25 protein-coding genes and 1 pseudogene are annotated in these 25091 nt (G+C 60.8%); 8 read left to right on the top strand and 18 right to left on the bottom strand.

Annotated elements, in window-relative coordinates:
- Nucleotides 1-138: 138 nt before the first annotated feature.
- On the bottom strand, nucleotides 139-804 hold the full coding sequence (locus tag CAPSK01_RS17670) for an AAA family ATPase (RefSeq protein WP_034929806.1): 666 nt from the start codon (nucleotides 802-804) through the stop codon (nucleotides 139-141).
- Between the two features lie 138 nt (nucleotides 805-942).
- Here CAPSK01_RS17670 and CAPSK01_RS23840 point away from each other — a divergent pair, with 138 nt between their 5' ends.
- On the top strand, nucleotides 943-1065 hold the full coding sequence (locus CAPSK01_RS23840) for a hypothetical protein (RefSeq protein ID WP_273704000.1): 123 nt from the start codon (nucleotides 943-945) through the stop codon (nucleotides 1063-1065).
- On the opposite strand, the gene CAPSK01_RS17675 is transcribed toward CAPSK01_RS23840, so the two are convergent.
- The 3 genes from CAPSK01_RS17675 to ylqF all read right to left on the bottom strand — a co-directional run bounded on the left by CAPSK01_RS17675 (nucleotide 1043) and on the right by ylqF (nucleotide 5696).
- On the bottom strand, nucleotides 1043-3730 hold the full coding sequence (locus tag CAPSK01_RS17675) for a LuxR C-terminal-related transcriptional regulator (protein ID WP_034929809.1): 2688 nt from the start codon (nucleotides 3728-3730) through the stop codon (nucleotides 1043-1045). The genes CAPSK01_RS23840 and CAPSK01_RS17675 overlap by 23 nt on opposite strands.
- Nucleotides 3731-3866: 136 nt before the next feature.
- Nucleotides 3867-4763, bottom strand: coding sequence for an acyltransferase (locus CAPSK01_RS17680; protein WP_034929812.1), 897 nt, complete (start codon nucleotides 4761-4763; stop codon nucleotides 3867-3869).
- A 3-nt stretch (nucleotides 4764-4766) separates the two neighbouring features.
- Complete coding sequence (gene ylqF, locus CAPSK01_RS17685; protein WP_273704010.1) at nucleotides 4767-5696, bottom strand: ribosome biogenesis GTPase YlqF; 930 nt, start codon at nucleotides 5694-5696, stop codon at nucleotides 4767-4769.
- 117 nt (nucleotides 5697-5813) lie between these two features.
- On the opposite strand from ylqF, the gene CAPSK01_RS17690 reads away from it, so the two are divergent.
- The 4 genes from CAPSK01_RS17690 (at nucleotide 5814) to nadB (ending at nucleotide 9719) form a co-directional block, all read left to right on the top strand.
- Complete coding sequence (locus CAPSK01_RS17690; protein WP_034929815.1) at nucleotides 5814-6635, top strand: SAM-dependent methyltransferase; 822 nt, start codon at nucleotides 5814-5816, stop codon at nucleotides 6633-6635.
- 58 nt (nucleotides 6636-6693) lie between these two features.
- Nucleotides 6694-7011, top strand: coding sequence for a hypothetical protein (locus tag CAPSK01_RS17695; RefSeq protein WP_034929817.1), 318 nt, complete (start codon nucleotides 6694-6696; stop codon nucleotides 7009-7011).
- Nucleotides 7012-7147: 136 nt separating this feature from the next.
- Nucleotides 7148-8056 (top strand): UTP--glucose-1-phosphate uridylyltransferase GalU, encoded by a 909-nt coding sequence (gene galU, locus CAPSK01_RS17700; protein WP_034929820.1) that lies wholly within the window; start codon nucleotides 7148-7150, stop codon nucleotides 8054-8056.
- Nucleotides 8057-8129: 73 nt separating this feature from the next.
- Nucleotides 8130-9719, top strand: coding sequence for an L-aspartate oxidase (nadB, locus tag CAPSK01_RS17705; protein ID WP_034929823.1), 1590 nt, complete (start codon nucleotides 8130-8132; stop codon nucleotides 9717-9719).
- On the opposite strand, the gene CAPSK01_RS17710 is transcribed toward nadB, so the two are convergent.
- The 9 genes from CAPSK01_RS17710 to CAPSK01_RS17750 form a co-directional block, all read right to left on the bottom strand.
- Nucleotides 9685-10128: a protein YgfX gene (locus CAPSK01_RS17710; RefSeq protein ID WP_034929826.1), complete on the bottom strand. Its 444-nt coding sequence runs from the start codon at nucleotides 10126-10128 to the stop codon at nucleotides 9685-9687. The genes nadB and CAPSK01_RS17710 overlap by 35 nt on opposite strands.
- A gap of 60 nt (nucleotides 10129-10188) precedes the next feature.
- The gene (fabF, locus tag CAPSK01_RS17715; RefSeq protein WP_034929952.1) at nucleotides 10189-11427 is read right to left on the bottom strand and encodes a beta-ketoacyl-ACP synthase II; all 1239 of its coding nucleotides are present in this window, start codon (nucleotides 11425-11427) and stop codon (nucleotides 10189-10191) included.
- A 107-nt stretch (nucleotides 11428-11534) separates the two neighbouring features.
- Complete coding sequence (acpP, locus tag CAPSK01_RS17720) at nucleotides 11535-11771, bottom strand: acyl carrier protein (protein ID WP_034899680.1); 237 nt, start codon at nucleotides 11769-11771, stop codon at nucleotides 11535-11537.
- A gap of 108 nt (nucleotides 11772-11879) precedes the next feature.
- Entirely contained in the window at nucleotides 11880-12620 is a 741-nt protein-coding gene (gene fabG, locus CAPSK01_RS17725; RefSeq protein WP_034929828.1) for a 3-oxoacyl-ACP reductase FabG, read from the bottom strand.
- 5 nt (nucleotides 12621-12625) lie between these two features.
- Nucleotides 12626-13567 carry an ACP S-malonyltransferase gene (gene fabD, locus CAPSK01_RS17730; protein WP_034929831.1) on the bottom strand — a complete coding sequence of 314 codons (942 nt, stop codon included), beginning with the start codon at nucleotides 13565-13567 and terminating at the stop codon, nucleotides 12626-12628.
- Between the two features lie 134 nt (nucleotides 13568-13701).
- Nucleotides 13702-14661, bottom strand: a complete 960-nt coding sequence (locus CAPSK01_RS17735; protein ID WP_034929834.1) for a beta-ketoacyl-ACP synthase III — start codon at nucleotides 14659-14661, stop codon at nucleotides 13702-13704.
- A 1-nt stretch (nucleotide 14662) separates the two neighbouring features.
- Nucleotides 14663-15676 carry a phosphate acyltransferase PlsX gene (gene plsX / locus CAPSK01_RS17740; protein WP_034929836.1) on the bottom strand — a complete coding sequence of 338 codons (1014 nt, stop codon included), beginning with the start codon at nucleotides 15674-15676 and terminating at the stop codon, nucleotides 14663-14665.
- A gap of 63 nt (nucleotides 15677-15739) precedes the next feature.
- Nucleotides 15740-15919 carry a 50S ribosomal protein L32 gene (gene rpmF, locus CAPSK01_RS17745; RefSeq protein WP_034929839.1) on the bottom strand — a complete coding sequence of 60 codons (180 nt, stop codon included), beginning with the start codon at nucleotides 15917-15919 and terminating at the stop codon, nucleotides 15740-15742.
- Nucleotides 15920-15940: 21 nt separating this feature from the next.
- Nucleotides 15941-16429: a YceD family protein gene (locus tag CAPSK01_RS17750; protein ID WP_273704001.1), complete on the bottom strand. Its 489-nt coding sequence runs from the start codon at nucleotides 16427-16429 to the stop codon at nucleotides 15941-15943.
- A 130-nt stretch (nucleotides 16430-16559) separates the two neighbouring features.
- Here CAPSK01_RS17750 and CAPSK01_RS17755 point away from each other — a divergent pair, with 130 nt between their 5' ends.
- Together CAPSK01_RS17755 and CAPSK01_RS17760 are read left to right on the top strand one after the other, a co-directional pair.
- Nucleotides 16560-17144, top strand: a complete 585-nt coding sequence (locus CAPSK01_RS17755; RefSeq protein WP_034929843.1) for a Maf family nucleotide pyrophosphatase — start codon at nucleotides 16560-16562, stop codon at nucleotides 17142-17144.
- 30 nt (nucleotides 17145-17174) lie between these two features.
- Nucleotides 17175-17885: an SAM-dependent methyltransferase gene (locus CAPSK01_RS17760; RefSeq protein WP_034929846.1), complete on the top strand. Its 711-nt coding sequence runs from the start codon at nucleotides 17175-17177 to the stop codon at nucleotides 17883-17885.
- A gap of 87 nt (nucleotides 17886-17972) precedes the next feature.
- Here the strand turns inward: CAPSK01_RS17760 and CAPSK01_RS17765 are convergent, their stop codons facing one another.
- The 3 genes from CAPSK01_RS17765 to CAPSK01_RS17775 are packed head-to-tail and all read right to left on the bottom strand — an operon-like array spanning nucleotide 17973 to nucleotide 20295.
- Complete coding sequence (locus CAPSK01_RS17765) at nucleotides 17973-18929, bottom strand: S49 family peptidase (protein ID WP_034929848.1); 957 nt, start codon at nucleotides 18927-18929, stop codon at nucleotides 17973-17975.
- Nucleotides 18926-19279: a Rieske 2Fe-2S domain-containing protein gene (locus CAPSK01_RS17770; protein WP_034929954.1), complete on the bottom strand. Its 354-nt coding sequence runs from the start codon at nucleotides 19277-19279 to the stop codon at nucleotides 18926-18928. The genes CAPSK01_RS17765 and CAPSK01_RS17770 overlap by 4 nt, the downstream gene beginning before the upstream one ends.
- Before the next feature lie 5 nt (nucleotides 19280-19284).
- Nucleotides 19285-20295 (bottom strand): RluA family pseudouridine synthase, encoded by a 1011-nt coding sequence (locus CAPSK01_RS17775; protein WP_034929851.1) that lies wholly within the window; start codon nucleotides 20293-20295, stop codon nucleotides 19285-19287.
- A 391-nt stretch (nucleotides 20296-20686) separates the two neighbouring features.
- On the opposite strand from CAPSK01_RS17775, the gene CAPSK01_RS17780 reads away from it, so the two are divergent.
- Nucleotides 20687-23509 (top strand): Rne/Rng family ribonuclease, encoded by a 2823-nt coding sequence (locus CAPSK01_RS17780; protein ID WP_034929853.1) that lies wholly within the window; start codon nucleotides 20687-20689, stop codon nucleotides 23507-23509.
- Between the two features lie 71 nt (nucleotides 23510-23580).
- On the opposite strand, the gene CAPSK01_RS17785 is transcribed toward CAPSK01_RS17780, so the two are convergent.
- The gene (locus tag CAPSK01_RS17785) at nucleotides 23581-24594 is read right to left on the bottom strand and encodes a hydrolase 1, exosortase A system-associated (RefSeq protein ID WP_273704002.1); all 1014 of its coding nucleotides are present in this window, start codon (nucleotides 24592-24594) and stop codon (nucleotides 23581-23583) included.
- Nucleotides 24591-25091, bottom strand: a pseudogene (locus CAPSK01_RS17790) (hydrolase 2, exosortase A system-associated); the annotation flags it as partial. The gene CAPSK01_RS17785 and the pseudogene CAPSK01_RS17790, both read right to left, overlap by 4 nt.

A 25091-nucleotide genomic window follows, 5' to 3' on the forward strand; every position in this document is an offset into this window, starting at 1 on the left:
TGGGAGCCTCGGGTTCCGGCGGGGCGACCAGCGCAACGTCGGTGGCCACCAGACGCTCGGCGAGCGATTCATCCTCCTTCTTGAGACTGGCGCGCAAAGCAGTCTTGTTGTTGCTGGTAGTACGTGTGGGTGTAGTCATCAGTTTTCTCCCAATTGTTTAAGAACGGCTGCGATCAGCTTGCGAACTTCATCCTGAGCGGCATCGGCCCCAGAGGCCAGTTGAAAAACCGATGCACCGATCACTGCACTTTGCGCATAGGCATTGCGCTGGCAGAGCATGGCATCGAGAATGGGTAAGGTAAATTCATGCAGCAGTTCAAGCACATCCGTAGCCAGCGCGGTATTTTGTACACGGTTGGGGAGAATGCAGCCGTGCAGGCGATGGCTTTGCTCCATGCGATTGAGGATCAGCCGCTCGACTGCCAGCGTCGACCACAGGTCGGTCGGGCTCGGCACGGCCGGTACGATCGCCAGATGCGCCACCGCCAGCGCGGCCAGTGTAGACGGATGGTAGATCGACGGCGGCGTGTCGAGAACCACATAATCGGCCTCGGTCTGCAGTTCCGCGACCTTTTTGATCAGTTCCAGGCCAGACATCTTGCGAACATCGAGTTGCAGGTCCGAGTCGAGCAAGGGCGCCGACTCCGCCCAGCGCAGCGCGCTTTCCTGTGGATCCAGGTCGACCAGCAGCGCCGAAGCGCCGATGGCATGAAACCCTCCTCCGAGTTGTATGGCAACAGTCGTCTTGCCAGCGCCCCCCTTTTGCGAAACCACGGCGATCACCCGACCTAATGATGAAGACATTCATCGTACCTCTGAGAAAACTTTATTATGGGGATCCGCATAACCCACAATTATGCCATCGCGAGAAAAACGGACAAGCCGAAATGGGCCCGCAATGGGCCATGAAATGGGCCATTTTTGACAAATGGCGCATTCACCTTGATCAAGGTCAAGGTGAATGCGCTCACAACCAGCCATGGCCGGCAATCTGCATTTGCAAAACCTGATGACGGCCGTCTGCAGTCTGGCGAGGAAGCGATCAAGCGTCGGCAAGAAGGTTGAGCGTCCGGGCTTTGAAGACGGCTTCGCGACGGCTTGAGGCGCGCAGCTTGCGGTAGATGTTCTGGGTATGCCGCTTGACCGTCGCCCGTGAAATGCACAACTCCTCCGAAATCTCGATGTTGCTCAACCTGACAGCGAGCAGTTTGAGGATCTTCAGTTCACGGCGGGTAAGGTCTGCACCCACCTGCTGGCGTCCTGCATTGACCAGCCAGTCGTCGTTGAACGCGGCGAGAATCTGACCGACATAGCGGACGGCTGTGTTGCCGACAATGCCCTGGCCAGCTTGCAGTCTTTTCAGCGGTGGCACGAGTTCCTGCCCAAGATCGACGAACAGCCGGATGAACCCTCCGGGCTGCGCAAGCACGACGGCACGACCCAGCAGCTCGCAAGCGGCCGTCTCCTCACCCTGAAGATGCCGCAGCAGCGCCTTCAGCGCCAGGACCTCGATCAGGAAACGGACGTTGTGCCTGGCCATCAACTCCGTTTCCAGCAACTGCAGGAGGCGATCCGCCTGCTCGCGGCTCTCGGCACTTCCCTCGACGATCCACACGCGGGCCAGTGTCAGGTGGGGAGCGTTGCAGAAGCGGTAGACAAACTGGACCGGACCAGGATCGAAGTTGCGCGCCCACTCCCGAGCTGCATCAGTTCGCCCCTGGCGAAGCGCCAGGTTGGCCTGACAGGCCTGCGCACGAAACAAGGCGGGCGAATCGCCGCTGCGCTGCAGGTGCTCGCAAACCGTATCGACGATCTCGCGCGCCAGGTCGGTCTGGCCGAGCGCCTGATAGACCGCCGCCAGCACGAAGGAAACTTCGGTCCGGTAGCCGGAGCGCGGCGCCGGCTGCTGGGCGAGTGCCGGTAGCAGTATGGTCTCCGCCAGCGCCAGCTCGTTGCGCTGATACTGGACCAGGCCATGGAAGTAGCGCCAGAGTACCGGGCTGCCTGCGCCGACCAAACGATCCTCGCCGAGCGGGTAGTGCTGGTTGGCCGTCCACTGCAATGCCGACAGGTCGGCAGCCATCCAGTCGATGAAGCACAAGGTCGCCAGCAGCGACGCCTGGGAAACGTTGATCGGACCCGATGCCCGCGCCAGCGCCGCATGCAGACTCTGACGAGCACCGGCCAGATCGCCTTGCATTTGCCGGGATCCGGCGATCACTGCCTGGGCCAGCACACGGGCTTGCGCACAGTCCATCGGCAAGCACTGCTGCGCTTGCTCGGCAGTACGGATGGCCAGGTCCGCTCCCCCTTCGAGGTAGCGCTGTAGACTGCGCAGTGCCAACACGTTGCCACGCAGCGCGGCGGCAGCGGGCAGACCATCGGCAGCGCTTTCGAGCAGCACCTCGATCCGGTCGAGAACCGCCGGGGTCTCGACATGCCTCCCCTGGTAATACATCATCCAGGCCTTGAGCAGCAGCAGTTCGGGGTTTTCCTCGATGGTGTCGGGTGGTAACAGACGCAGACACCGTTCGAGCCGTTGTCGCTGCTCCTGTTGGAGAAGGAGCTGGGCATGGCGTGCCAGCAGCTGTCCTGCCGCGGCTGCGCCGGCTGCGGCCAGCGCTTGCGGAATCGCTTCTTCGAGCAGGCCTTGCGTTTCGAACCAGGCCGCCGCACGTCGATGCAGTTCGGAAATCTCGCTGGCCTGATACTGCAAGACGAGCTGCTGCTGCAGAAACTCCCGGAACAGACGCTGATGACGATACCACTTCAGGCGATCGTCGATGGCGACGCAGAGCAGCGCGCCGCTCGACACCCACTGCATGAAGGAATGCCCATCGCCACCTTCCCCGAGAACGGCGTAGCACAAGGGCGCACAGAAACGCTCGAGGATCGAGGTCCTGAGCAGACCGTCACGCGTGAGCACGCTCTGTTCAGCAAGCACTTCCTCGCAGAAATACTGCTCGACTTCACGCGTACTGCCGCTGAAGTGGTGCTCCAGCACATCGATTGCATCGCGCTGTTGACGCAGCGCCAGTGCCGCCAGACGAATACCAACCGGCCAGCCTTCGCAGCAGGCCTGTAGTCTGTCCAGAACTGCTGCCGATACGGCACGCCCGGTGCAGCGCTCGAGTAGAATCGCCGTTTCTCGCTCACCCAATTGCAGGTCACGCATCCGGATCTCGTTCACCTCCTCGCGGACGCGCAGCGCACCCAGAGACAAAGGGGGGTCGTGCCGAGCGATCACCAGCAGATGCAGAGCACTCGCCGGATGCGTCAGCAGGCGATCGAGCAGGACGTGTATCTGTGGCGAATCGATGCGGTGATAGTCGTCGAGCACCAGTACCAGCGGCATCGGCAGCGCTGTCAGATCGTTGCTCAGACTGCCAGCAAGCACTGCCAACGGCGCTGGTGGCTCGGCATCGAGATGCGCCAGCGTCTCGGCGCAGGCATCGGGAAGCGCTGTGCGTAGCGCGGCAGCAAAGTAGCGGATGAAAACGATCGGATCGCTGTCATCGCGGTCGAGCGAGAGCCAGGCAGCCAGACCGTCACGGCCAGCGAGCCAATGCGCGACGAGCGCCGTCTTGCCGTAACCCGCCGGCGCCACCAGCAAGGTCAGCGGCCGGCTGCTGCCCGCCTCGAGCAACGCCAACAACTCGCTGCGCGCAACGAAGTCGCCGCTCTTTTGGGGACGCTGCAGCTTGCTACGGACGATCTGGAGCGATGGCATCTCTGACCTGAGGCAAAAGAATAGAATACGATGATACGTCAGGCGATCGGTACTGCGGGAATTGGGCACTCATTTCGGAGCCAACGCGGGCGGCAGCCGCGGCCTAATGCGTGCGATGCCATGGGCAGGGCCGCGGTCAGTGGCCGGCGAACAGTCTTTCGATCTGTGCGTCCTTATCCTGCCAGATCTGCTGTATCCACTGCTGAAAGGCCTCGCGAATCGCCGGGTCATTGGCGTAGTCTCCGGTCGCCAGATGCCTTGGCACCGCGAGCTTTTGCACGCGAACCCGCACGCGCGGCATTTTGCCGCAGAGGAACTCCCAGAAATTCGGAGCCCCCTCAGGATAAACGATGGTCACATCGAGAATTGCGCGGAACTTGTCGCCCATCACATTCAAGGCCAGCGCAATTCCTCCGGCTTTCGGCTTCAGCAGGTGACGATACGGCGACTGCTGCCGCTGATGTTTGTCCCGCGTGAAGCGCGTTCCCTCGCAGAAATTCATCACGCTGGTCGGGATCAGCGAAAACTTCTCGCAGGCCAGGCGGGTCGTCTCCTGGTCCCTGGCGCGCAATTCCGGGTGCGCCTTGAGGGCTTCTTCCCCATGGCGGCGCATGAACGGAAAATCGAGTGCCCACCAGGCCAGGCCCATTATTGGCACCCAGAGCAGTTGCTGTTTGAGGAAGAATTTGAGCAAGGGAATGCGTCGCGTCAACAAATGTTGCAGGACGAGGATGTCGGCCCACGATTGATGATTGCAGTTGACCAGGTACCAGCCGCGCGGGTCGAGCCCTTCGATCCCCTGCACATCCCAGTGCGCTTTCTGGGTCAGCGCCATCCAGCCACTGTTGCATACGATCCAGGCTTCGGCAATACGCACCAGCACCGGGTCGAGGCGCAGGCGAACCGCCCGGAACGGCAGGAGCAGCTTGACGACGGCCAGGAACAACAGGATCGGCACCCAGAAGAACGAGTTGATTGCCAGCAGCGAGAAGGCAATCAGGCCGATCAACGGCGCCGGGAGGAAATTCAGCATCGCTCAAGCTGACGCGGCCGGCAACCCGTTGTCCGGCGCCGGCTGGGGGATCGCCGTCTGAGCCGGTGCAGCCGCCAGCATGGCGCTGCGTGTCGCCGGGGTCTCCAGGCTGATGCGGCCGAGCAGACCGTCCCGATAATCCTGCAGCAGCGTCTTCGCCGCCCTCTCGAGATCGGCTTCGCCGCCACGGACGCGCAGACCGCGGCGTCTGGCGATCTCGGCGATGACCGTCACGGCATCGAGGTGCTCGCTCGCATCGACCGGAAAACCGTAGCGCTTCGCCAGCAAGGCCGGGTAACGCGCCAGCAATAGCCCGGAGAGAAAGGTTGCCACTTCCTCGTCGATCATTGCATTGCGACCGACGGCATGGCTCGCGGCGAGCATCAGTCCATCGCTTGGATATTCGATTTTCGGCCACAGCAGTCCGGGCGTATCGGTAATCGAGTGCCGTACATCGAGCAGCGAGGTCTGCTGCGCGCGGGTCACTGCCGGTTCGTCGCCAACCTTGGCCAGTTTGCGCTTGAGAACGACATTCATCAGCGTCGATTTGCCGACATTCGGGATGCCCATGATCATCATCCGCAGCGGCTTGGTGTTTTCGCTGCGATGTGGTGCCAGTGCCTCGCACAGGCCGGGAAGTCGGGCCACTTCGCCGGGCTTCTTGCACGACAGCGCCACCGCACGCACGCCCTCCTGCCGATTATAATAGGCGATCCATGCCTGCGTCACCTGCGGGTCGGCAAGGTCGGCCTTGTTCAGGACCTTCAGGCACGGACGCTGGCGATGCAGGCGAAGCTCGCGGACCACTGGATTGGTGCTCGCCTCGGGCAGGCGCGCGTCGACCACCTCGATGACCACGTCGATCGACGCCATCGTTTCGGCCGCTTTCTTGCGCGCCGAGGTCATGTGACCGGGATACCACTGGATGGCCATGCGGGGTCCGATGATCTGAAAGATGGCCATTATCCCACCTGTTCGGCCAAGCTCGGCGCTGGTAGCAGCGTAAAGCGCTAAAATGCGGTTCTTTCCCATCCGGCGTCAGGAAACCGCTTGTCGGCGATCCCCGAAATCAGGCCCGGGCAGTCGATCGAACTGCTCAAGGCGTTGCACATCCTGACGCGCGACGGCAAACTCAACCAGGACAGCCGGCGCAAGCTCAAGCAGGTCCATCATCTCTGCCATTTCATCGAACCGCTGCTCGCCGAGATTGCCGCCAGTGGCAGCAGCCTGACGCTGGTCGATCACGGCGCAGGCAAATCCTACCTCGGCTTCCTCCTCTACGATCTGTTCTTCAGTCACCGCGACCAGGGTCACATTTACGGTGTCGAGTCCCGTGCAGAACTCGTCGAGCACGCGCGCAGTCTTGCCGGCCGACTTGCTTTCACGCGCATGTCCTTCCTGAACCTGCGCGTCGAGAACGCCATCGAGTCGCCTGATCTGCCCGCGCGGGTGGACATCGTCACCGCTCTGCACGCCTGCGATACCGCCACGGACGACGCGATCCGCTTCGCCCTCCACAAGCAGGCAAAGTTCATCGTTCTCGTTCCCTGCTGTCAGGCCGAAGTCGCCAGCGTGCTGCGCCGCAGGAAAGGCGAATCCCTGGCGCAGACGCCATTGTCGGAACTCTGGCGGCATCCCATCCACACCCGCGAATTCGGCAGCCAGCTGACCAACGCCCTGCGTTGCCTGCAGCTTGAAGCGCAGGGCTATCAGCTGACGGTGACTGAGCTCGTCGGCTGGGAACACTCGCTGAAGAACGAACTGATCATCGCCAGGCACACCGGTGTCACGCGCAGCAACGCCACGACGCGACTCGAACAGATCCTGCAGCAACTGAACCTCGACGAGTTGCGTGCGCGTTTCATCTACTGAGGAAAACAAACCGGCAGACAAGCGGCTACACGCCACGGCCACCACGCAAGGACTGTCAATGGAAAAATGGATCATCCGCAGCGTTGCCGCGATCTGCGCCGCCGGAAGTACCGCTCTGTTCTGGACTTTCGGCATCTTCCTCTCCGTACCCTGGCGGGAAAGCCGGATGCTCTCGCTCAACAGGGTCGAATTGCAGGTACTTGCGATCCCGCTGATCGTCGGCCTGGCCGTCGCCTGGGGTGCCCTGCATATTCTCGCGATGGCCGACCGTACCGGCAGCCCCAGACTGTACCGCGCGTTCTGCGTGACCCTGCTGATCGTGTCGCTGCTGGCGGTGTCCGGCGGCATGTCGTGGACCGCCGCGCGCGTCCCCTGACCCAGGCTGGCCGCTTCGCCCACGGCGACTGGCCTGCAGGGGAAAGAAATTCGATCAGTGTTCGGGGAAAAGGGCAGCATCCGGGGGGGTGAAAACGATAAAATGATGCGCTAACCATACCCAACCGGAGTTCATCATGACTAGGCTGGAAGTCGATTTGGTGGTACAGAAAGCGGTATTCCCGGTCGCGGGTCTCGGCACGCGCTTCCTGCCGGCCACCAAGGCCAGCCCAAAGGAAATGCTCGCTGTGGTGGACAAGCCACTGATTCAGTACGCGGTCGAAGAAGCCTACATGGCAGGGATTCGGCAAATGATCTTCGTCACCGGTCGCAACAAGCGCTCGATCGAGGACCACTTTGATACCGCCTACGAGCTGGAGGCAGAACTTGCCGCCACGGGCAAGGATGAGCTGATGGCGCTGGTGCACTCGATCAAGCCGGACGACATGGATTGTGTTTATGTGCGCCAGCCCCGGGCGTTGGGCCTGGGGCACGCGATACTCTGCGCCGAGCGCCTGGTGCAGGGGGAGGCCTTTGCCGTTCTGCTGGCCGATGACCTGATGATCGGCACGCCACCGATCATGCGACAGATGACCGAATTGTTCGCCGAACGCCAGTGCAGCATCCTCGCCGTGCAGGAGGTGCCTGAGGATCAGACCAACCGCTACGGGATCGTCAAGGGCGAACCCCTGTCGCCCGATCTGGTGAATATCAAGGGCCTGATCGAGAAACCGCACCCAAGCGCTGCCCCTTCCAATCTCGCGGTCGCGGGCCGATACATCCTGACCCCGGCGGTTTTTGACCTGATTCGCACGCAGCCACGTGGTGCGGGTGGCGAAATTCAGTTGACCGATGGTATTGCCGCACTGCTGTCCAGCGAGCAGGTACTGGCCTACCGCTACCACGGCCAGCGCTACGACTGTGGCAGCAAACTCGGCCTGATGCAGGCCAGCGTCGTTCTCGGGGAAACTCACCCGGAGCTCGGGCGTGAGTTCTCGGCCTGGCTGAAGAACCGGCAGCAATCGGCACCACTGCCGACGTTCTGAACCGAGGCCGCCTGGCTTGTCGTCGTATTTTCCCGTGCTATAGTTGCAGCCCTTGTTGGCAGGACAGACTCTCTTGGCGCTTCGCTTCGACGTTCTCATCATTGGCAGTGGTCTGGCTGGACAAGCTGCAGCACTCCGGCTGGCAGCGACCCACAGGGTCGCCCTGGTCAGCAAGCGCAGCCTCGAAGACAGCGCGTCGAGCTGGGCGCAGGGCGGCATTGCGGCCGTGCTCGATAACCGCGATTCGATCGAGGCGCACATTCGCGACACGATCACCGCCGGCGCCTTTCTCAATGACCCGCGAGCAACTCGCTTCGTCATCGAAAACGGTCGTCGCGCCGTCGACTGGCTGATTGCACAGGGCGTTCCCTTTACACGTGGTGATGACGGCTACCACCTGACTCGCGAGGGAGGTCATAGCGCACGGCGCGTGATTCACGTCGCTGACGCGACCGGCCTCGCGGTTCAGAATACGCTGACCAGCTTGCTTCGCCAGCAACCGAACATTACCGTTCTCGAACAGCACATCGCCATCGACCTGATTACCGGTGACAAGCTGCGACTCGGGGACCAGCGCTGCCATGGCGCCTATGTACTCGACAATGCCAGCGGTGAAGTCCTGACGCTGGGCGCAAGACACACCTTGATCGCTGCCGGTGGTGCCGGCAAAGTCTATCTCTACACGACCAATCCGGACACTTCGACCGGCGACGGCATCGCCATGGCCTGGCGTGCCGGCTGCCGTATCGCGAACATGGAGTTCATCCAGTTTCATCCCACCTGCCTCTACCATCCACAGGCCAAGTCCTTCCTGATCTCCGAGGCAGTGCGCGGCGAAGGCGGACGCCTGTTGCTGCCCGACGGCACCCGGTTCATGCCCTGGCACGATGCGCGCGCCGAACTTGCGCCCCGTGATGTGGTGGCCAGAGCGATCGATTTCGAGATGAAGAAGCGCGGCCTGGACTGCGTCTATCTGGACATCTCGCACAAATCAGCCGATTTTCTCGGCGAGCATTTCCCGAACATTCTGGCGCGCTGCCTTGACCTGGGAATCGACATTACCCGTCAGGCGATTCCGGTCGTTCCCGCCGCGCACTACACCTGTGGTGGCGTCGTCACCGATCTGCGGGCGCGCACCGACATCCCGGGCCTTTACGTCGCTGGCGAAGCTTCGTACTCCGGCCTGCACGGCGCCAATCGTCTGGCCAGCAATTCGCTGCTCGAATGCCTGGTATTTGCCGAAGCCGCGGCCAACGACATTCTCAAACAGCCTGCAAGAGATTTCCCGCCGCTTCCGCCCTGGGATGCCAGCCGCGTCAGCGATCCGGATGAAGAGATCGTGATTTCTCACAACTGGGATGAACTGCGCCGCTTCATGTGGGACTACGTCGGCATCGTCCGCACCACCAAGCGATTGCAGCGCGCACAGAACCGGATCCGCCTGCTGATGCGTGAAATCGACGATTTCTACTCGCACTTCCGGGTCAGTCACGATTTGATTGAACTGCGCAACCTCGTGGTCACCGCAGACCTGATCATCCGCTGCGCGCTGCGGCGCCACGAAAGCCGGGGGCTGCACTTCAGTCGCAATTATCCGGAGACACTGCCGCACGCGCGCAACACCGTGATCAGACGTCGCCTGCGGTCTGATCGCCAGGATTGACACGGACACGCCAACGCAACCACAAGCGCAGCAGGCGGAATTGCTCTGCCGGCATGCTGTCGGGCAGCAGGACCAAGCTAGGCAACCGACCGCGATCGTCATTCCGTATGCGCACGACGATCAACTGGCTGAACACGGTGGTGTCGGCTTGCGGCGAGACGAACATGGAATCGCCGTCGCCGGACAGTAGGGTCAGTGCACCGTCCTCACCGAGGCGCAAGCCGACGATTCTCGACGGTCGCAGCGCGTGCCATAGCGACAGCGCAATGATCAGCAGCAGCCAGTGGCGTGTTGTCGCCGCTGGCCAGGGCAGAACCCACAGACAAGCGCCTGCCAGAGCATGCAGCAAGACCATCAGAAAGGACAGGAAACGCGAGCGGCGCAGCTCGATATTGATCGGGAATTGCACGCTATCGCAGCAGCACGACCGCCCTATCCTGGGTGCCGCCCCGGGAGCGGTACCCAGGATCTAGAGGCGTTTGAAAGCAACGGTAGCGTTGGTACCACCAAATCCGAAGGAGTTCGAGATCCCGACGTCGATCTTCATCTGACGCGCCGTGTTGGCACAGTAATCCAGGTCGCAGGACTCATCCTGGTTGAAAATATTGATCGTCGGTGGCGAAACCTGATGGTAGATCGCCAGGATGGTAAACAGGGCCTCGATACCGCCTGCGGCACCCAACAGATGGCCAGTCATCGACTTGGTCGAATTGACTACCAACTTGCGCGCATGCTCGCCGAAAGCCCGCTTGACGGCAACGGTCTCGGCCTTGTCGCCGAGCGGTGTCGAAGTCCCGTGTGCATTGATATACTGCACTTGATCCACATTCAGTCCGGCATTTTGCAAGGTGTTTACCATGCAACGCGCTGCACCTTCTCCGTCTTCGCAGGGTGCGGTCATGTGGTGGGCATCTGAACTCATGCCGAAGCCCGCGAGTTCACAGTAAATCCGGGCGCCACGCGCTTTTGCATGCGCATACTCCTCGAGAACCACGACGCCGGCCCCTTCACCGAGCACAAAGCCGTCGCGGTCCCTGTCCCACGGCCGGCTTGCCGTCTGCGGATCGTCGTTGCGCGTCGAAAGGGCGCGCGGTGCACAGAAACCGCCCAAGCCGAGTTTCGAGATACAGCCTTCGGACCCGCCGGCAATCATGATGTCCGCATCACCGTATTCGATCAGACGACCAGCATCACCGATGCTGTGCGTGCCCGTCGCACAGGCACTGACCAGCGAGATGTTGGGGCCTTTGTAACCACACATGATCGACAGGTTACCGGAGATCATGTTGATGATCGAACCGGGAACAAAAAACGGCGAAATCTTGCGCACGCCGCCTGCAGCAAAGTCGTCACAGGTGTTTTCGATCATCGGCAGGCCGCCAATCCCCGAACCAATCGACACCCCAACCCGCTCCGGCGCCACAGGCTGCGCATCGAGGCCGGCATCCCGTATGGCTTGCAGTCCCGCCGCCATTCCATAATGGATGAAGACGTCCATCCGGCGCGCTTCTTTTGGCGAGAGATACTGGCCAACATCAAAATCACGCACCTCACCAGCAATGTGCACGGGGAAGCCGGTTACATCGAAACGGGTTACCCGGCCAATTCCCGAGCGTCCCGCAAGAATGTTCTGCCAGGCTTCTGCGACGGAATTACCAACCGGAGAAATGATGCCTAGGCCTGTGATGACGACTCTGCGACGTGCCAACTTGGACTCCGACGATCGATACATGTGGAAAAGGGGATTCCCTCTTCACTCATCCACCCTGCCGGACGCTGCCACTACAGGGAGCTGTCCGCAGGGATCCTGGTCGATTACTTCTTGTGAGCGGTCACATAGTCGATGGCCTGCTGCACAGTGGTGATTTTTTCAGCTTCATCGTCCGGAATCTCGCACTCGAACTCCTCTTCCAGCGCCATCACCAGTTCCACCGTGTCCAGCGAATCAGCACCAAGATCATCGACAAACGAAGATTCGTTCTTGATGTCCGCTTCATTGACACCGAGTTGTTCTGCGACGATCTTTTTGACACGCTGCTCAATATTTTCCATCAAAGTCTTCCTTCTCAAGGTTCAAATGTAAAACAAAACACACCATTCTAACAAAACGGCTGCAAGTTACCAATTACCAATGATCACGCCTAGGTCGCCCAGGGTTACTCAACCCATGAACATGCCACCGTTAACGTGCATGGTTGTACCGGTGACATAAGCCGCCCCCGCTGACGCCAGAAAAGCCACCGCTGCGGCTACTTCATGGGCCGCTCCGAAGCGACCGAGCGGAACATTCACGAGCAGTGCTGCCCTCTGCTTGTCGTCGAGTGCCCTCGTCATATCCGTATCGATCAGCCCGGGCGCCACGCAATTGACGGTAATATTGCGACTGGCGAGCTCTCGCGCCAGTGCCCGGCTCATGCCGGCGACGCCAGCCTTGGCGGCGCAGTAATTCGCCTGACCGGAATTGCCGGCATGACCGACGACCGAGGTGACGTTGATGATCCGCCCGTACCTGGCCTTGATCATGCCACGCATGACCGCCCTGGAAAGCCGGAAAACGGCTTTCAGGTCAGTCTCGAGGACGGTGTCCCACTCGTCGTCCTTGAGACGCAACGCGAGGTTGTCGCGAGTAATACCGGCGTTGTTGATCAGGATCGATACCGGGCCATAGGTCTTCTCGATATGGCCGACCAGGGCATCAACCTGTCCGGCATCGCGCACCTCCAGGAGCGCTCCCTCACCCTGGTGGCCGGCGTCGTTCAGGCATGCTGCGATTCTTGCCGCGCCTTCGGGGCTGGTTGCCGTCCCGATCACGGTCGCTCCCAGGCGACCCAGTTCCAGTGCGATTGCCTGACCGATACCCCGTGACGCGCCGGTCACCAGGGCCACTTGTCCTTCGAGCATGGTGCTTACTCCAGGTTGGTGACGGCAGCTTCCATCGCTGCCCGATCAGCCAGTGCGATACTCGTCAACTGGTCTGCACAGCGCTTGCTGAGGCCCGCCAGAACCTTGCCAGGTCCGCACTCGGCGACGGTCCTGATGTCCATGGCGGCCATTTTTCGGATCGTTTCGACCCAGCGCACCGGTGAGTACGCCTGCCGAACCAGAGCATCCTTGATCCGGTCGGGGTCCGATTCGATCGCCACATCCACATTGTTGATGACCGGGATCTGTGCTGTGGCGAAGTTCAACTCGGCCAGCCGGGTGGCCAGCCTGGCAGCTGCCGGCCGCATCAGCGAGGAGTGAAAGGGCGCGGAAACCGGCAGCAGCAGCGCGCGCTTGGCGCCACGCGCCTTGCATTCGGCGCAGGCACGTTCCACTGCCGCTTTGCTGCCGGCAATGACGGTCTGCCCGGGCCCATTGTAATTGACCGGTTCAACCACCTCGGCAGCGCTGCCTGCTGCCCTGGCTTCGGCACAGGCTTCGGCAATCTTGTCGTCATCGAGGCCAAGAACGGCGGCCATGGCCCCCTCGCCTGCAGGGACCGCTTCCTGCATTGCCGTTGCACGCAGGCGAACCAGGGGCACGGCATCCTTGAAGGCGATCACACCGGCAACCACCAGCGCGGTGTATTCGCCGAGGCTGTGCCCGGCAACGACTGTCGGCAGCTTGCCGCCCATGTCGAGCCACAGGCGATAGACCGCCACGCCGGCGCTCAGCATCACGGGCTGCGTATTAATGGTCTGGGCCAGGGCTTCTGCCGGGCCTTCGGCAAGCAATTGCCAGAGATCCTGGTCAAGCGCCGCCGATGCCTCGGCGAAAGTGGCACGTACCACCGCAGAGTCGCCATAGGCTGCCATCATTGCCACTGCCTGCGACCCCTGACCGGGAAAAACCAACGCGAAAGTCATGCAATACTTCCTTTAATTTGAAAGTCGCGTCAGCGACTCACGAATCTCCCCTCCCCACTTGCGGAGGAGGAGTCGGGGGAGAGGGAAACGGTCATGACTTTCATGATCGGGGGTGCCTGGACAAGTCATGACCGTCAGAGTTCAAGCAGAACTGCGCCCCAGGTAAAGCCACCGCCCACCCCTTCGAGCATGATCTTCTGTCCGGCCTCTATGCGTCGATCACGAATGGCTACATCCAGAGCCAGAGGAACCGAGGCGGCCGAGGTATTGCCATGCCGGTCAACGGTGACAATGACCTTGCTCATCGGCATTTTCATTCTTTTGGCCGTGGCTTCAAGGATGCGAATATTGGCCTGGTGCGGAATCAGCCAGTCGATCTCTGGCGAGGCAATGCCTGCCGCCTGACAGCACTCCTCGCCAACTTCCGCAAGGACACGCACGGCAAACTTGAACACCGCCTGCCCATCCATCCGCAGGAAAGGATCGCCCGTGACCCGGCCGCCGCTGACGCTACCCGGAACCGACAGGATGCCGTGGTGCGCGCCGTCGGCATGCAGGGCGGTTGCCAGGATTCCTGCTCGATCAGATGCCTCCAGTACCACTGCGCCGGCACCATCGCCGAATAACACGCAGGTGGTGCGATCAGACCAGTCGAGAATGTGCGAGAAGACCTCGGCTCCGACCACCAAAGCCCGTTGATGACTGCCTGAACGGATGAACTTGTCGGCAATCGCCAGCGCGTAGACGAAGCCGCTGCAAACCGCTTGCACGTCAAACGTCGTAGCACCATGGTTCCCCAGTTTGCCCTGTAGCAAGCAAGCGGTACTCGGAAAAATATAATCCGGGGTCGAGGTCGCCACAATGATCAGGTCCAGATCGGAGGCCTCAAGGCCTGCGGCAGTCAGCGCCCGATGGCTCGCCTCCAGGCCCAGATCACTGGAGGTCTCGCCGTTGTCCGCGAGATGACGGTACCGTATCCCGGTGCGACTGGTAATCCAGTCATCGTTGGTTTCGATGCCACGGCGCACGAGATCGTCGTTGCTGATGGGGAGGCCGGGCAGAAAACTGCCAGTCCCGGTAATGCGGGAGAACATGTTAGGCGGTCTCCTGAAGCGGTTGTTGCTGCGCAATGCGTTCGCTGATGCGAGCCAGAACGCCACTGCTGGCCTCTTCTGCGGCACGCTGCAGCGCACGCGTAAAAGCCAGGACATCAGCCGATCCATGGCTCTTGACGACGATACCCTTCAAGCCGAGCAGGGTGGCTCCGTTGTACTGGCGGTGGTCAACCCGTTTTTTGAACTTGTTGAGCACTGGCATGGCGACCACCGCCGCCAGCTTGGTAAACAGATTTCGCCGGAATTCCTGCCGCAGAAAAGTAGCCAGCAGTTGTGCCAGACCTTCCGACGCCTTCAGCGTGACATTGCCGACAAAGCCATCGCAAACAATGACGTCTGCCTCGCCTTTGTAGAGTCCGTCACCTTCGATATTGCCGACAAAATTCAAGCCCGACCCCCAGAGCAACTCGGCAGCCCGCTTCGCGACATCATTGCCCTTGATGTCTTCCTCGCCGATGTTGAGAATCCCGACTGTTGGTCGATCCCGATGCTCGATGGCAGAAACCAACGAGGCGCCCATGATGCCAAATTGCAGCAGATGCACGGGACTGCAATCCACATTGGCACCGAGATCAAGCACATGCGTATGCCCGGTGAGCGTCGGCAGCACTGCACAGATCGCCGGCCGATCGATACCAGGCAGCATCTTCAGGACGAATCGGGAAATGGCCATCAGCGCGCCGGTGTTTCCGGCCGAAACACAGGCATCCGCTTCCCCCTGTTTGACCAGGTTGATGGCGACACGCATCGACGAATCTTTCTTGGTACGCAGCGTCAGCGCCGGCGACTCATCCATCGTCACCACTTCCGTGGCATGGCGTACGGTAATCCGACCGGCCGCGGCGTCGCCCAGGAAAGGACGAATGCTCTCGGTCAGACCCACCAGAATGACGCGCACATCAGAATGATCGCGTACGAACTGGATTGCTGCCGGAACGGTCACGCGGGGACCATGGTCCCCTCCCATGCAGTCGATGGCAACGGTAATGGTCATGCGCTGGCCGATCAGGGCTGGCAACTCAAGATCACGGGAAGGAGCCCACCCAATCCCGAAGAATCATTCGCCGGCGCTTTTGATGACCTTCTTGCCCCGATAAAAACCCGTTGGGCTGACGTGGTGACGCAGATGGACCTCGCCCGTCGTCGGCTCGATGGCCAAGGGCATGCCGCTCAAGGAATCGTGCGCACGATGCATGCCACGCTTGGAAGGGGATTTCTTGTTCTGTTGCACAGCCATCACGAACTCCTAGAATCAAACTTACTCGGCCTTGTCCTGCAGGCCGGCCAATACTGAAAACGGCGACACTTTTGCCGACTCCCGAGCAGCTCCAGGCGGGAGACAATCGTCGTGACGCGGTGCGATCGGAAGAGCAAGCAGAATTTCATCCTCGATCAATACGGCAATATCGAGTTCCTTCTGATTGGGTAGAAAGTCCCTGGAGTCATCCTCCAGCTCATCCTGCGTCAGGTCGCCGTCGCTATCGATAAATTCAAGCAGGCTACGTACCGCGATCGGATGCTTAATCGCCTCAAGGCAGCGTTGACAGCACAATGACATGACGCCGTCAACCTCCACCAGAAACTGTGGGCGATTGTAAGGCCCCATTTGCCCCTTGACCCGGTACGTCAGAAAGCCATCGGAAGCAGCTAACAAATCGAGCAATCGAGTCAATGTTGCGACCGGCAGCTCGCCTTGCAACAAACCTCCTTCATTTGCAAAAACCTGGCTGTCAATCACCTCGATCACAACTCGTCGCGACACAAGGGGCGCATGATATTATCTTCGGCTTTTGAAGTCAAAGTGGCGACGCTGCAAATCGTGGCATTCGCCGGTTTTTCCGCCTTGCTCACGTCTCCGCGCTGAAGTTGATCCGCCGATGCCCAAGCCGCAACTGATTCTTGCCTCGACCTCCCCGTTTCGCCGTGTTCTGCTGACACGTCTCGGATTGCCGTTCGAGACTGCCAATCCGGCTGTTGACGAAACCCTGCTGGCAGGCGAAAGCCCTGAAGAAGGCGCACTGCGCCTGTCGGAAGCCAAGGCCCGCGCCGTCGCTAGCTCGTACCGCGACGCCCTGATCATTGGCAGCGACCAGGTGGCCTGCCTGGACGGCCAGATTTTCGGGAAACCGGGAACGCACGACAATGCGCTGCGCCAGTTGCAAGTCATGCGCGGCCGCCGCGTGAACTTTTTCACCGGTCTCTGCCTCCTGAATGCAAGAACTGGCAATGCCCATCGGCGTGGTGTCGCGACACTGGTCACCTTCAGGAACCTGACCGATCAGGAAATCGAAAGCTACCTGCACAAGGAAAAACCGTACAACTGTGCTGGCAGCGCCAAATCGGAGGGGTTGGGAATCGCCCTGATTGCCAGAATCGACGGCGAAGACCCGAATGCATTGATCGGATTGCCGCTGATCGCGCTCTGCGACCTGTTGCGAATCGAGAACGTCTCGGTATTCTGATCGTCAGCAGATCGTACGGAGGCAAATTTCATGAAAACAGGCCGGCTTTACCTGATCCCGGTGCCGCTTGGCCAAACGCCTGTGACGGACGTCCTGCCAGAACCCGTTCGGGCCTGTGCGCAAAGACTCGTCAATTTCGTCGCCGAGAACGCCAGGACGGCGCGCGCCTTCCTCAAGTCTTTGCCTGCCAGCACGCCGCTACAGCAAATCGAGATTCAGGAGCTCAACGAACATACCGCGGCCAGCGCACTACCCCGGCTTCTGGCACCGGCGCTGGCGGGCAACGACCTTGGGCTGATCTCCGAGGCCGGCTGCCCTGCGGTTGCCGACCCCGGTGCCGCATTGGTTGCGCTGGCTCATCAGCGAGGCGTACAGGTCGTTCCCATGACCGGCCCCTCGTCGATCCTGCTCGCCTTGATGGGTTCAGGACTGGGCGGCCAGAGCTTCGCGTTTCACGGCTACCTGCCAAGCGGCACCCAAGAACGCGAAAAACGCTTGCGCGAACTGGAAAAGGAGTCACGACAACAGCAGCGCACCCAGATCTTCATCGAAACTCCCTACCGTAACCTCCAGGTGCTTGCCGCACTCGTCAATACCTGTGCCCCGAGCACGCGCATCTGCATCGCGACCGACCTCACGCTTGCCGGGGAACAGATCACGACTCGACCGGTTTCCGAATGGCGGCGCCAGCAGTACCCTGAGATCAGTCGCCGGCCGACGGTATTCCTTTTGCTGGCCTAATGGTCATGACCTTTCCAGGCCCCTCCGATCATCAAGGTCATGCCGTTTCCCTCCCTTGCAGAGTGCATTCCGGCTGGCATGCTCGGGTCAATGAAACAGCGTCTGGCCGAAACCCAGCAGCGTGCCCGCCATACCCTGCGCCGCATCGGCACGCAGACGCTTGGCAAAGCGCTCGGCGATGTTTTCCTTGATGGTGAACTCGACGATCCGCTCTGCCTTGATCACGTCCCGGGCCACCGAGCCAACGGTGCCAAGCCCGTCGGCGAGGCCCAGGCTGATACTTTGATTGCCGGTCCACATCAGGCCACTGAACATTTCCGGTGTTTCCTTGAGTCGCGTGCCGCGTCCTCGTCTGACAACCTCGATGAATTGCTTGTGGATCTCGCGCAGCAACACGCGCGCATGTTCCTTCTGCTTCGCGTCCTGCGGCGAGAAGGGGTCGAGGAAGCCCTTGTTCTCCCCGGCGGTCAGCAGCCGACGTTCGACGCCGAGCTTGTCCATCGTCCCGGTGAAACCGAAACCGTCCATCAGCACGCCGATCGAACCGACGATGCTGGCCTTGTCGACGAAAATCTTGTCGGCTGCCACAGCAACGTAGTAGCCACCGGAAGCACAGAGATCCTCGACCACCGCGTAAAGCGGAATCTGCGGATGTTTGGTACGCAAGCGGCGAATTTCATCATGAACGATACCCGCCTGAACAGGGCTGCCACCCGGGCTGTTGACCCGCAGGATGACGCCCGCCGTACCCTTGTCCGCAAAAGCGGCTTCCAGTGCGTCGTTGACATTCTGTGCGCTGGCTTCGCCCTGGGCTTCGATCGTGCCATGCAGATGGATGACCGCCGTATGTCGGCCATCGGCAAGCTGCTCGGAACCCCCCCAATCAACGACCAGCACCAGGACGGCGATCAGGTAGGTCAAGCCGGCCAGCTTGAAAAAAATACCCCAGCGCCGCTTCGCCCGCTGCTCGTGCAGCGCCGCAAAGGCGATTTGCTCCAGCAACTGCCGTTCCCAAGGGGGGGGTTCGTTATCGGGGATACTCAAGATGTCTGCTCGCTGGGGATGAAATAGATCGCGCCATCACGCTCTTCGACGGGTAGCGGCGTTAACCCTCTGCCGTTACAACGGCCGCCCAGGCAGCGGCCGTCCGCCGGCGAGTAGAGCGCGCCATGCGTTGCGCAGATCAAGTATAACTTGGAATCATCGAAGAATTCGTTGGGCTGCCAGTCGAGCTCGATGGGAACATGCGCACAGCGATTATAGTAGGCAAAGGCACGTCCCTGAAAGCGCACCACAAATGCCGGCGCTTCGGCACCGTAGTGTTTGACCGTAAAGCGGACCCCTGGCCCGCCGTCCAGCAAATCACGGGAAAAACAGATCAGGCGGGCAGCCACACCATTCAAATGGATCCTCCCACGCCAACCTTTTCGCCATAATCCTGCGTTTCCTTCGCCGAAATGCTGTGCACGAAGCTCTGCAGCGCCGCCGGCAGCGCGGCTTCGACCATCAATTCCCTTTCCCCCAGCGGATGCGGCAGGCGCATCCGCGAGGCGTGCAGGAACATGCGCTTCAGCCCTTCCCGGGACAGCGCCTTGTTCAGCGCAAAGTCCCCATACTTCTCGTCGCCGGCGATCGGAAAGCCCAGATGCGCGAGATGCACGCGAATTTGATGCGTACGTCCGGTTTTCAGCTGGGCCTCCAGCAAGCTGAAGCGTTCCCAGCGTGCCACGAGGCGGAAAATGGTATGTGCGGTTTTGCCCTCTTCGGAGACGCGCACTCGTCGCTCGCCCGATGCCTGCAAATACTTGAGCAAGGGTAGCCGAACATTGCGCAGCGGATCCATCCAGCGACCGCAGACCAGGACCAGGTAACGTTTATCGGCACCTTGGCGGCCGCCGCCAAGAGCGCTGGTACGGAACATTTCCTGCAAAGCCAGGAGTACCGAGCGTTTCTTGCCCAGCAACAGGATTCCCGAGGTCTCGCGGTCAAGCCGGTGCGCAAGTTCGAGAAAATGCGCCTCCGGCCGCTGCCGCCGCAGGGCCTCGATGATCCCAAAGCTTTCGCCACTGCCGCCATGCACGGCGATACCGGCCGGCTTGTCGACGACCAACAGGCCTTCGTCTTCAAAAACAATGGGGAGATGCACCTTGAATTCGGCGCCAGCGACCACTTCCTGTTCAATTCTGGCGGTTCGCAACGGCGGGATACGCAGCACATCGCCACTCTGCAGTCGATAGGAAACCTCCACACGCCGACCGTTGACTCGTACCTGACCGCTACGCACGATGCTGTAAACATGGCTCTTGGGCACCCCTTTGCATTTTTTGAGCAGCAAGTTGTCGAGGCGCTGTCCGTGCTCATTCTCGGTAATCAGCGCTTGGGTAACAGAGTTTTTGCTAACTTCGGCCATTTTGAATATACTCGACCCGATTTGCGTTTTGGGTTGAAAGAGGCGCTGACCCGTCAGACCGTCGAGCGACGCCGATTGTATAGCCATTGCGACGCACTTTTCGGCAGGCTTCAGCCGCCTCTCTTGCGCCAACCTGCGCAATATTACTCAACGCCAATCACTTGGTTAAGTACGCTCACCACGAAGTAGCGATACTACTTGAACTGCGCGCGCCTGGCACCTGTGGAGCGGCCCTGGCAGATTCCCGAGTCCTTGACTTTCGAGGCCCGACGAGCCATCGAGTCGGCGAGATACCCTTATTAGTTGCACGATCGGGATGCTTCTCAAGCATCCCGCGCAACTAATCCGTTACAGGCCCCTGTCCCCGAGAAAGCGCGCGGGAGCCCAAATCATGAAACGCATGCTGTTTAACGCAACACAGGCCGAGGAACTCCGTGTTGCCATTGTCGACGGTCAGAAGCTCATTGACCTGGACATCGAATCGGCGAACAAGGAACAGAAAAAGAGCAACATTTATAAAGCAGTCATTACCCGCATCGAGCCCAGTCTCGAAGCGGCGTTTGTCGATTACGGATCGGAACGACACGGCTTTCTGCCCTTCAAGGAAGTTGCTCGCACCTTCTTCCTGCCCGGTGTCGAATCCGGTCGCGCCGGCATCAAGGAGGCGCTGCGCGAAGGCCAGGAACTGATCGTTCAGGTGGACAAGGACGAACGTGGCAACAAGGGTGCCGCGCTGACGACCTTTATCAGTCTCGCTGGACGATACCTGGTGCTGATGCCGAACAATCCGCGCGGCGGCGGTGTCTCGCGCCGCGTCGAAGGCGACGAGCGTACGGAACTGCGGGAAGTGATGGATCAGCTGCAGGTTGCGCCGGGAATGAGTCTTATCGCCCGTACCGCAGCGATCGGGCGCAATACCGAAGAACTGCAATGGGATCTCAATTATCTGCTGCAGTTGTGGAAAGCCATTGAAGCCGCCGCCCAGCAGCAGAGAGGGGCGTTCCTGATCTACCAGGAGGGCAGCCTGGTCATCCGCGCCATCCGTGACTACTTCCAGCCCGATATTGGCGAAATCCTGATCGATACCGATGAAGTCTTTGAGCAGGCGCAGAAGTTCATGGAACATGTGATGCCAGGGACCGTCAATCGCATCAAGCGCTATCGCGATGATGTCCCGCTGTTCTCGCGTTTCCAGATCGAACATCAGATCGAATCAGCCTACTCACGCCAGGTCACCCTGCCTTCGGGCGGTGCGATCGTCATCGACCATACCGAAGCACTGGTTTCCGTCGATGTGAACTCGGGCCGCTCGACACGCGGGGCCGACATCGAGGAGACGGCACTGAAGACCAACCTCGAGGCCGCAGAAGAGGTGGCCCGCCAACTGCGTCTGCGTGATCTCGGTGGTTTGATCATCATTGACTTCATCGACATGGAGAATCAGCGCAATCAACGCGAGGTCGAAAACCGCGTTCGCGAGGCGCTGCGTTTCGACCGAGCGCGCGTGCAGACCGGTAAGATCAGCCGTTTCGGCCTGTTCGAGCTGTCGCGCCAGCGCCTGCGCCCGGCACTGGCCGAAACCAGCTACATTCCCTGCCCGCGGTGTTCGGGAACCGGTCACATCCGCAGCACCGAATCCGCAGCTCTGCACATCCTGCGCATTCTCGAAGAGGAAGCGATGAAGGACAACACCGCCGCCGTGCAGGCGCAGGTTCCGGTCGATGTCGCCACCTTCCTGCTGAACGAAAAGCGGGCGGAAGTTCAGGCCATCGAACAGCGGCACAAGGTCACGGTCATGCTGATCCCCAATATCCACCTCGAAACGCCGCAGCACACGTTCGTACGCCTGCGCCAGGACGAAGCGGCTCCGGATCTGCTGCAACAAGCATCGTACCGGATGGTTGCGCTGCCGACAGAAGAGGACCACAAGAACGTTGCGTCAGCCGGCGAAACCAGAGCACCCCGAGCGGAAGCAGCGATCAAGGGGGTGACACCGTCACAACCGGCGCCGATCGTCGCCGACAGGGCATCGAGCGATGTCGAGAAACCCGTCACGGTAGGCAACCATTTCTGGAAGAAAATCATTTCCTGGTTTCGCCACAAGCCTGCTGCCGTTCCGGAACCATCACAACCGACGCGTGCCGGCGCGTCTGCGCGCGAATGGCCACGTGACAATCGCCGCAGTGGTGGGCGCGGACCTCGCCGTGACGAGACGCGCGATCTGCCCGAGACACGCGTCAATCGAGATGCCAAGGAAATGCCGCCACAGGCCCCCACACCGGCAACCGTACGCAGCGAAGCGCAGAGACCGCGCGAAACGCGTGCGCCGCACGAACCGAGCGTGGCACGCGAGCCGCGTCGCCAGCGCAGCGAACGCAAACCACCAGCCGCGGCATCCGTCACGGCAAGCACTGAGGTCATGCCGGTCGCGCCGCCTGCGCGTGCCGTTCCCGTGCCGGAGCAAGTTGGCGACGACCCTGGCAGCATGCCACGTCGCCGCGGTCGTCGTGGCGGACGCCGGGAGCGCAGCGAACGAATCGAGAACCCGGCCGAGGCTCAAGACCTGGCGCTCGCTGCAGCAAGTCCCGCAACGACCAACACGGTCATGGCCGGCCTAAGCGTCGAACCGGTCGCAGTGCTGCCTGGCGAGTCTGGTGCGGCGCTGGCTGCGCAAGACACCACTCAGCCAGCAACCGCCGTTGCCGGAATTTCTCGGGCCATTGCTGAAATCTTCCCGACTGCTGTGGCATCCAGCGAAGCACCCTGTCCCGTGGCAGTTCCCGCCGCCCTGGTGGTCGATGCCACCGATGCAGGCGATACTCCGGCAACGGTCGAAATCGCAGCGACCGCGGTGGACCTAAAAACAGCCGCGTTCGTCACCATCCCGCCAATGGCCGACATCCCATCGTCGGTCGTAGCGCCGCCCGGCGTCGAATCCCAGGCGGAGGTCTTGGCCGCTGCGGAGATCGATCCCTCTCCTCCCCTCCCGGAGGCTGTTGAGCCTGTCGAACCGCCTGTCACCCTCCCAATTGCACCCTCCATCCAGCAAGTGATTGCAGGGAGTGGTCTGATCATGATCGAGACCAGAAGAGACCAGGTTCAAGCGTCGTCGCCGGAAAGCGACCCCATTGCAACACCCAGACCACCACGCCGCAGACGGGTCAGCGTGGTCATTCCCGATGAGCCGCTGGTGATGATCGAAACGCGGAAGTAGAAGAAGACCAGCCACCAGTTTTGCGGGAGGGCCGGGGATTGCCATATCGAGCGCGCGACCGGGCGTGTCGATCAGTCCCGGCCCTGGCGGTTTCCCCGCGATCGTCTGCCAACGACAGCGGGAGACTTTACGATACTACCGCTCGAGACCAGCCTTTGCACCAGACCGATGACGCTGGTCAATGAGCGGGTCAAAACTGGTTCCCGCGGTTCCTCGCGGCGACTGCCAGAATCCTCTCGCTGAAGCCAGTCCGTGACCGCAGTGGCCACGCAATTGCGCCAAGCCGTCGATGAAAAGGTATGGTCAGCGTCGTCAATGGCGACAAACGTCGCATGGCCGCGCTGCAATGATGCCTGCCAGGCGCGATCGGTTTTCAAGGCCTCGGCAAATTCCCGCGCAGTGAAATCGTTGCCGCTGAGGATCACCAATGCCGAACCCCGAAATCGCTCAAGGCCACGTGCCATCCTCTTCTGGAATGGGAGCGGTTGATCGTCACTTGACAAGGTACTGGTCTGACGCGCCGCCCGGATGCTGGCAATGAATCCCGTGAGCGATCGACCCAATGCCAGGTTTCCCGTGAGCAATTTACGCCAGAAGTCCGCCTGCAGAAGCCGTTGACCGTAGTGATGCTTGAGGTGGGCTTTCGCCAGACCTGCTTCGGTACGGACCCAGGGGTTGAGCATCACCATTCCGGTCACTCGATGGTCCTGGGTGGCATCCCAATACAGCAGATTGGCCGATGCTGCATCGCATAAGCCACAGAGGACGATCTGCTGCAGGTGCGGGCAGGACGCCATGAATGCATTGATGGCAGCGGCAATATCCGCATTGATGTGTTCGAAATTGCGAATCTCCCCGGTGCTGTCACCCATGCCCCGGTAGTCGAAACGCATTGCCGGGTAGCCTGCTTCCGCCAGCGTACGCGACAAAAGGACGAACTGACGATGACTGCCTGCGCGATATTGCGGTCCCCCAACAATGATCAGCACCCCTTTCCGTGCCGCCTTCCCGGAGGGGGAGACAACGATGCCAAGCAGGTTTTCTCCGGCACACGGGAAGACAAAGGCCTGTTCTGTGAATTTCATTGCCAGGACTCCAGTACCGCCAGGGTTGCCGTAATCAATGCGGGAGCGTCTTCGATCTCGCTGGTCTGCCAGAAACCTGGGCCATTCACCATCCGGGCATCCAACTTGTAGGCCGCAGCTTCCCAATGTCCGATGCATTGTGTGGAAACCGGAGAGAGTGTGGCACCCTCACGAGTCGACAACTCCAGCCATGCAGCCCGTTCGCCAATAGCGCCGGGGGGTTTGAGTTCGGCCGCCTCCAGGCTCTCGACAAGCGCTGGAGAAAAGGTGTAGCCAGCGATTTCAACAGCCTGGCCAGTCGATAATTGCTGCCGCAATTGGTCGGAAACGGTTTTCGCCTGCCCTGAGGCCAGCACCGAGGCCATCTTCAGGCGCATGAACTGTTGCCAATGTTGTTTTCCGGAGACGACCGGCTGCCAGAAGATGAAATTGGCGGGATCCTTGAGCCTGGCCGCAGCGCTGGCTGCCAGCAGGCAGCCAGCGCGCAAGCCCCAGAG

Origin of the sequence: Candidatus Accumulibacter vicinus (assembly GCF_000584955.1) — a bacterium.
In the GTDB taxonomy this organism is placed as follows: Bacteria; Pseudomonadota; Gammaproteobacteria; order Burkholderiales; family Rhodocyclaceae; genus Accumulibacter; species Accumulibacter vicinus.

Bases quoted from the DNA above. Each gene is read 5' to 3' on its own strand.
- CAPSK01_RS17755 (WP_034929843.1), top strand. From the start codon at position 16,560: ATGCCCAAGCCGCAACTGATTCTTGCCTCGACCTCCCCGTTTCGCCGT.
- CAPSK01_RS17780 (WP_034929853.1), top strand. From the start codon at position 20,687: ATGAAACGCATGCTGTTTAACGCAACACAGGCCGAGGAACTCCGTGTT.
- ylqF (WP_273704010.1), bottom strand. From the start codon at position 5,696: ATGGCCATCCAGTGGTATCCCGGTCACATGACCTCGGCGCGCAAGAAA.
- galU (WP_034929820.1), top strand. From the start codon at position 7,148: ATGACTAGGCTGGAAGTCGATTTGGTGGTACAGAAAGCGGTATTCCCG.
- fabD (WP_034929831.1), bottom strand. From the start codon at position 13,567: ATGACTTTCGCGTTGGTTTTTCCCGGTCAGGGGTCGCAGGCAGTGGCA.
- CAPSK01_RS17680 (WP_034929812.1), bottom strand. From the start codon at position 4,763: ATGCTGAATTTCCTCCCGGCGCCGTTGATCGGCCTGATTGCCTTCTCG.
- plsX (WP_034929836.1), bottom strand. From the start codon at position 15,676: ATGACCATTACCGTTGCCATCGACTGCATGGGAGGGGACCATGGTCCC.
- acpP (WP_034899680.1), bottom strand. From the start codon at position 11,771: ATGGAAAATATTGAGCAGCGTGTCAAAAAGATCGTCGCAGAACAACTC.
- CAPSK01_RS17735 (WP_034929834.1), bottom strand. From the start codon at position 14,661: ATGTTCTCCCGCATTACCGGGACTGGCAGTTTTCTGCCCGGCCTCCCC.
- CAPSK01_RS17695 (WP_034929817.1), top strand. From the start codon at position 6,694: ATGGAAAAATGGATCATCCGCAGCGTTGCCGCGATCTGCGCCGCCGGA.
- fabG (WP_034929828.1), bottom strand. From the start codon at position 12,620: ATGCTCGAAGGACAAGTGGCCCTGGTGACCGGCGCGTCACGGGGTATC.
- CAPSK01_RS17670 (WP_034929806.1), bottom strand. From the start codon at position 804: ATGTCTTCATCATTAGGTCGGGTGATCGCCGTGGTTTCGCAAAAGGGG.
- CAPSK01_RS17675 (WP_034929809.1), bottom strand. From the start codon at position 3,730: ATGCCATCGCTCCAGATCGTCCGTAGCAAGCTGCAGCGTCCCCAAAAG.
- rpmF (WP_034929839.1), bottom strand. From the start codon at position 15,919: ATGGCTGTGCAACAGAACAAGAAATCCCCTTCCAAGCGTGGCATGCAT.
- CAPSK01_RS17785 (WP_273704002.1), bottom strand. From the start codon at position 24,594: ATGAAATTCACAGAACAGGCCTTTGTCTTCCCGTGTGCCGGAGAAAAC.
- CAPSK01_RS17760 (WP_034929846.1), top strand. From the start codon at position 17,175: ATGAAAACAGGCCGGCTTTACCTGATCCCGGTGCCGCTTGGCCAAACG.
- CAPSK01_RS17775 (WP_034929851.1), bottom strand. From the start codon at position 20,295: ATGGCCGAAGTTAGCAAAAACTCTGTTACCCAAGCGCTGATTACCGAG.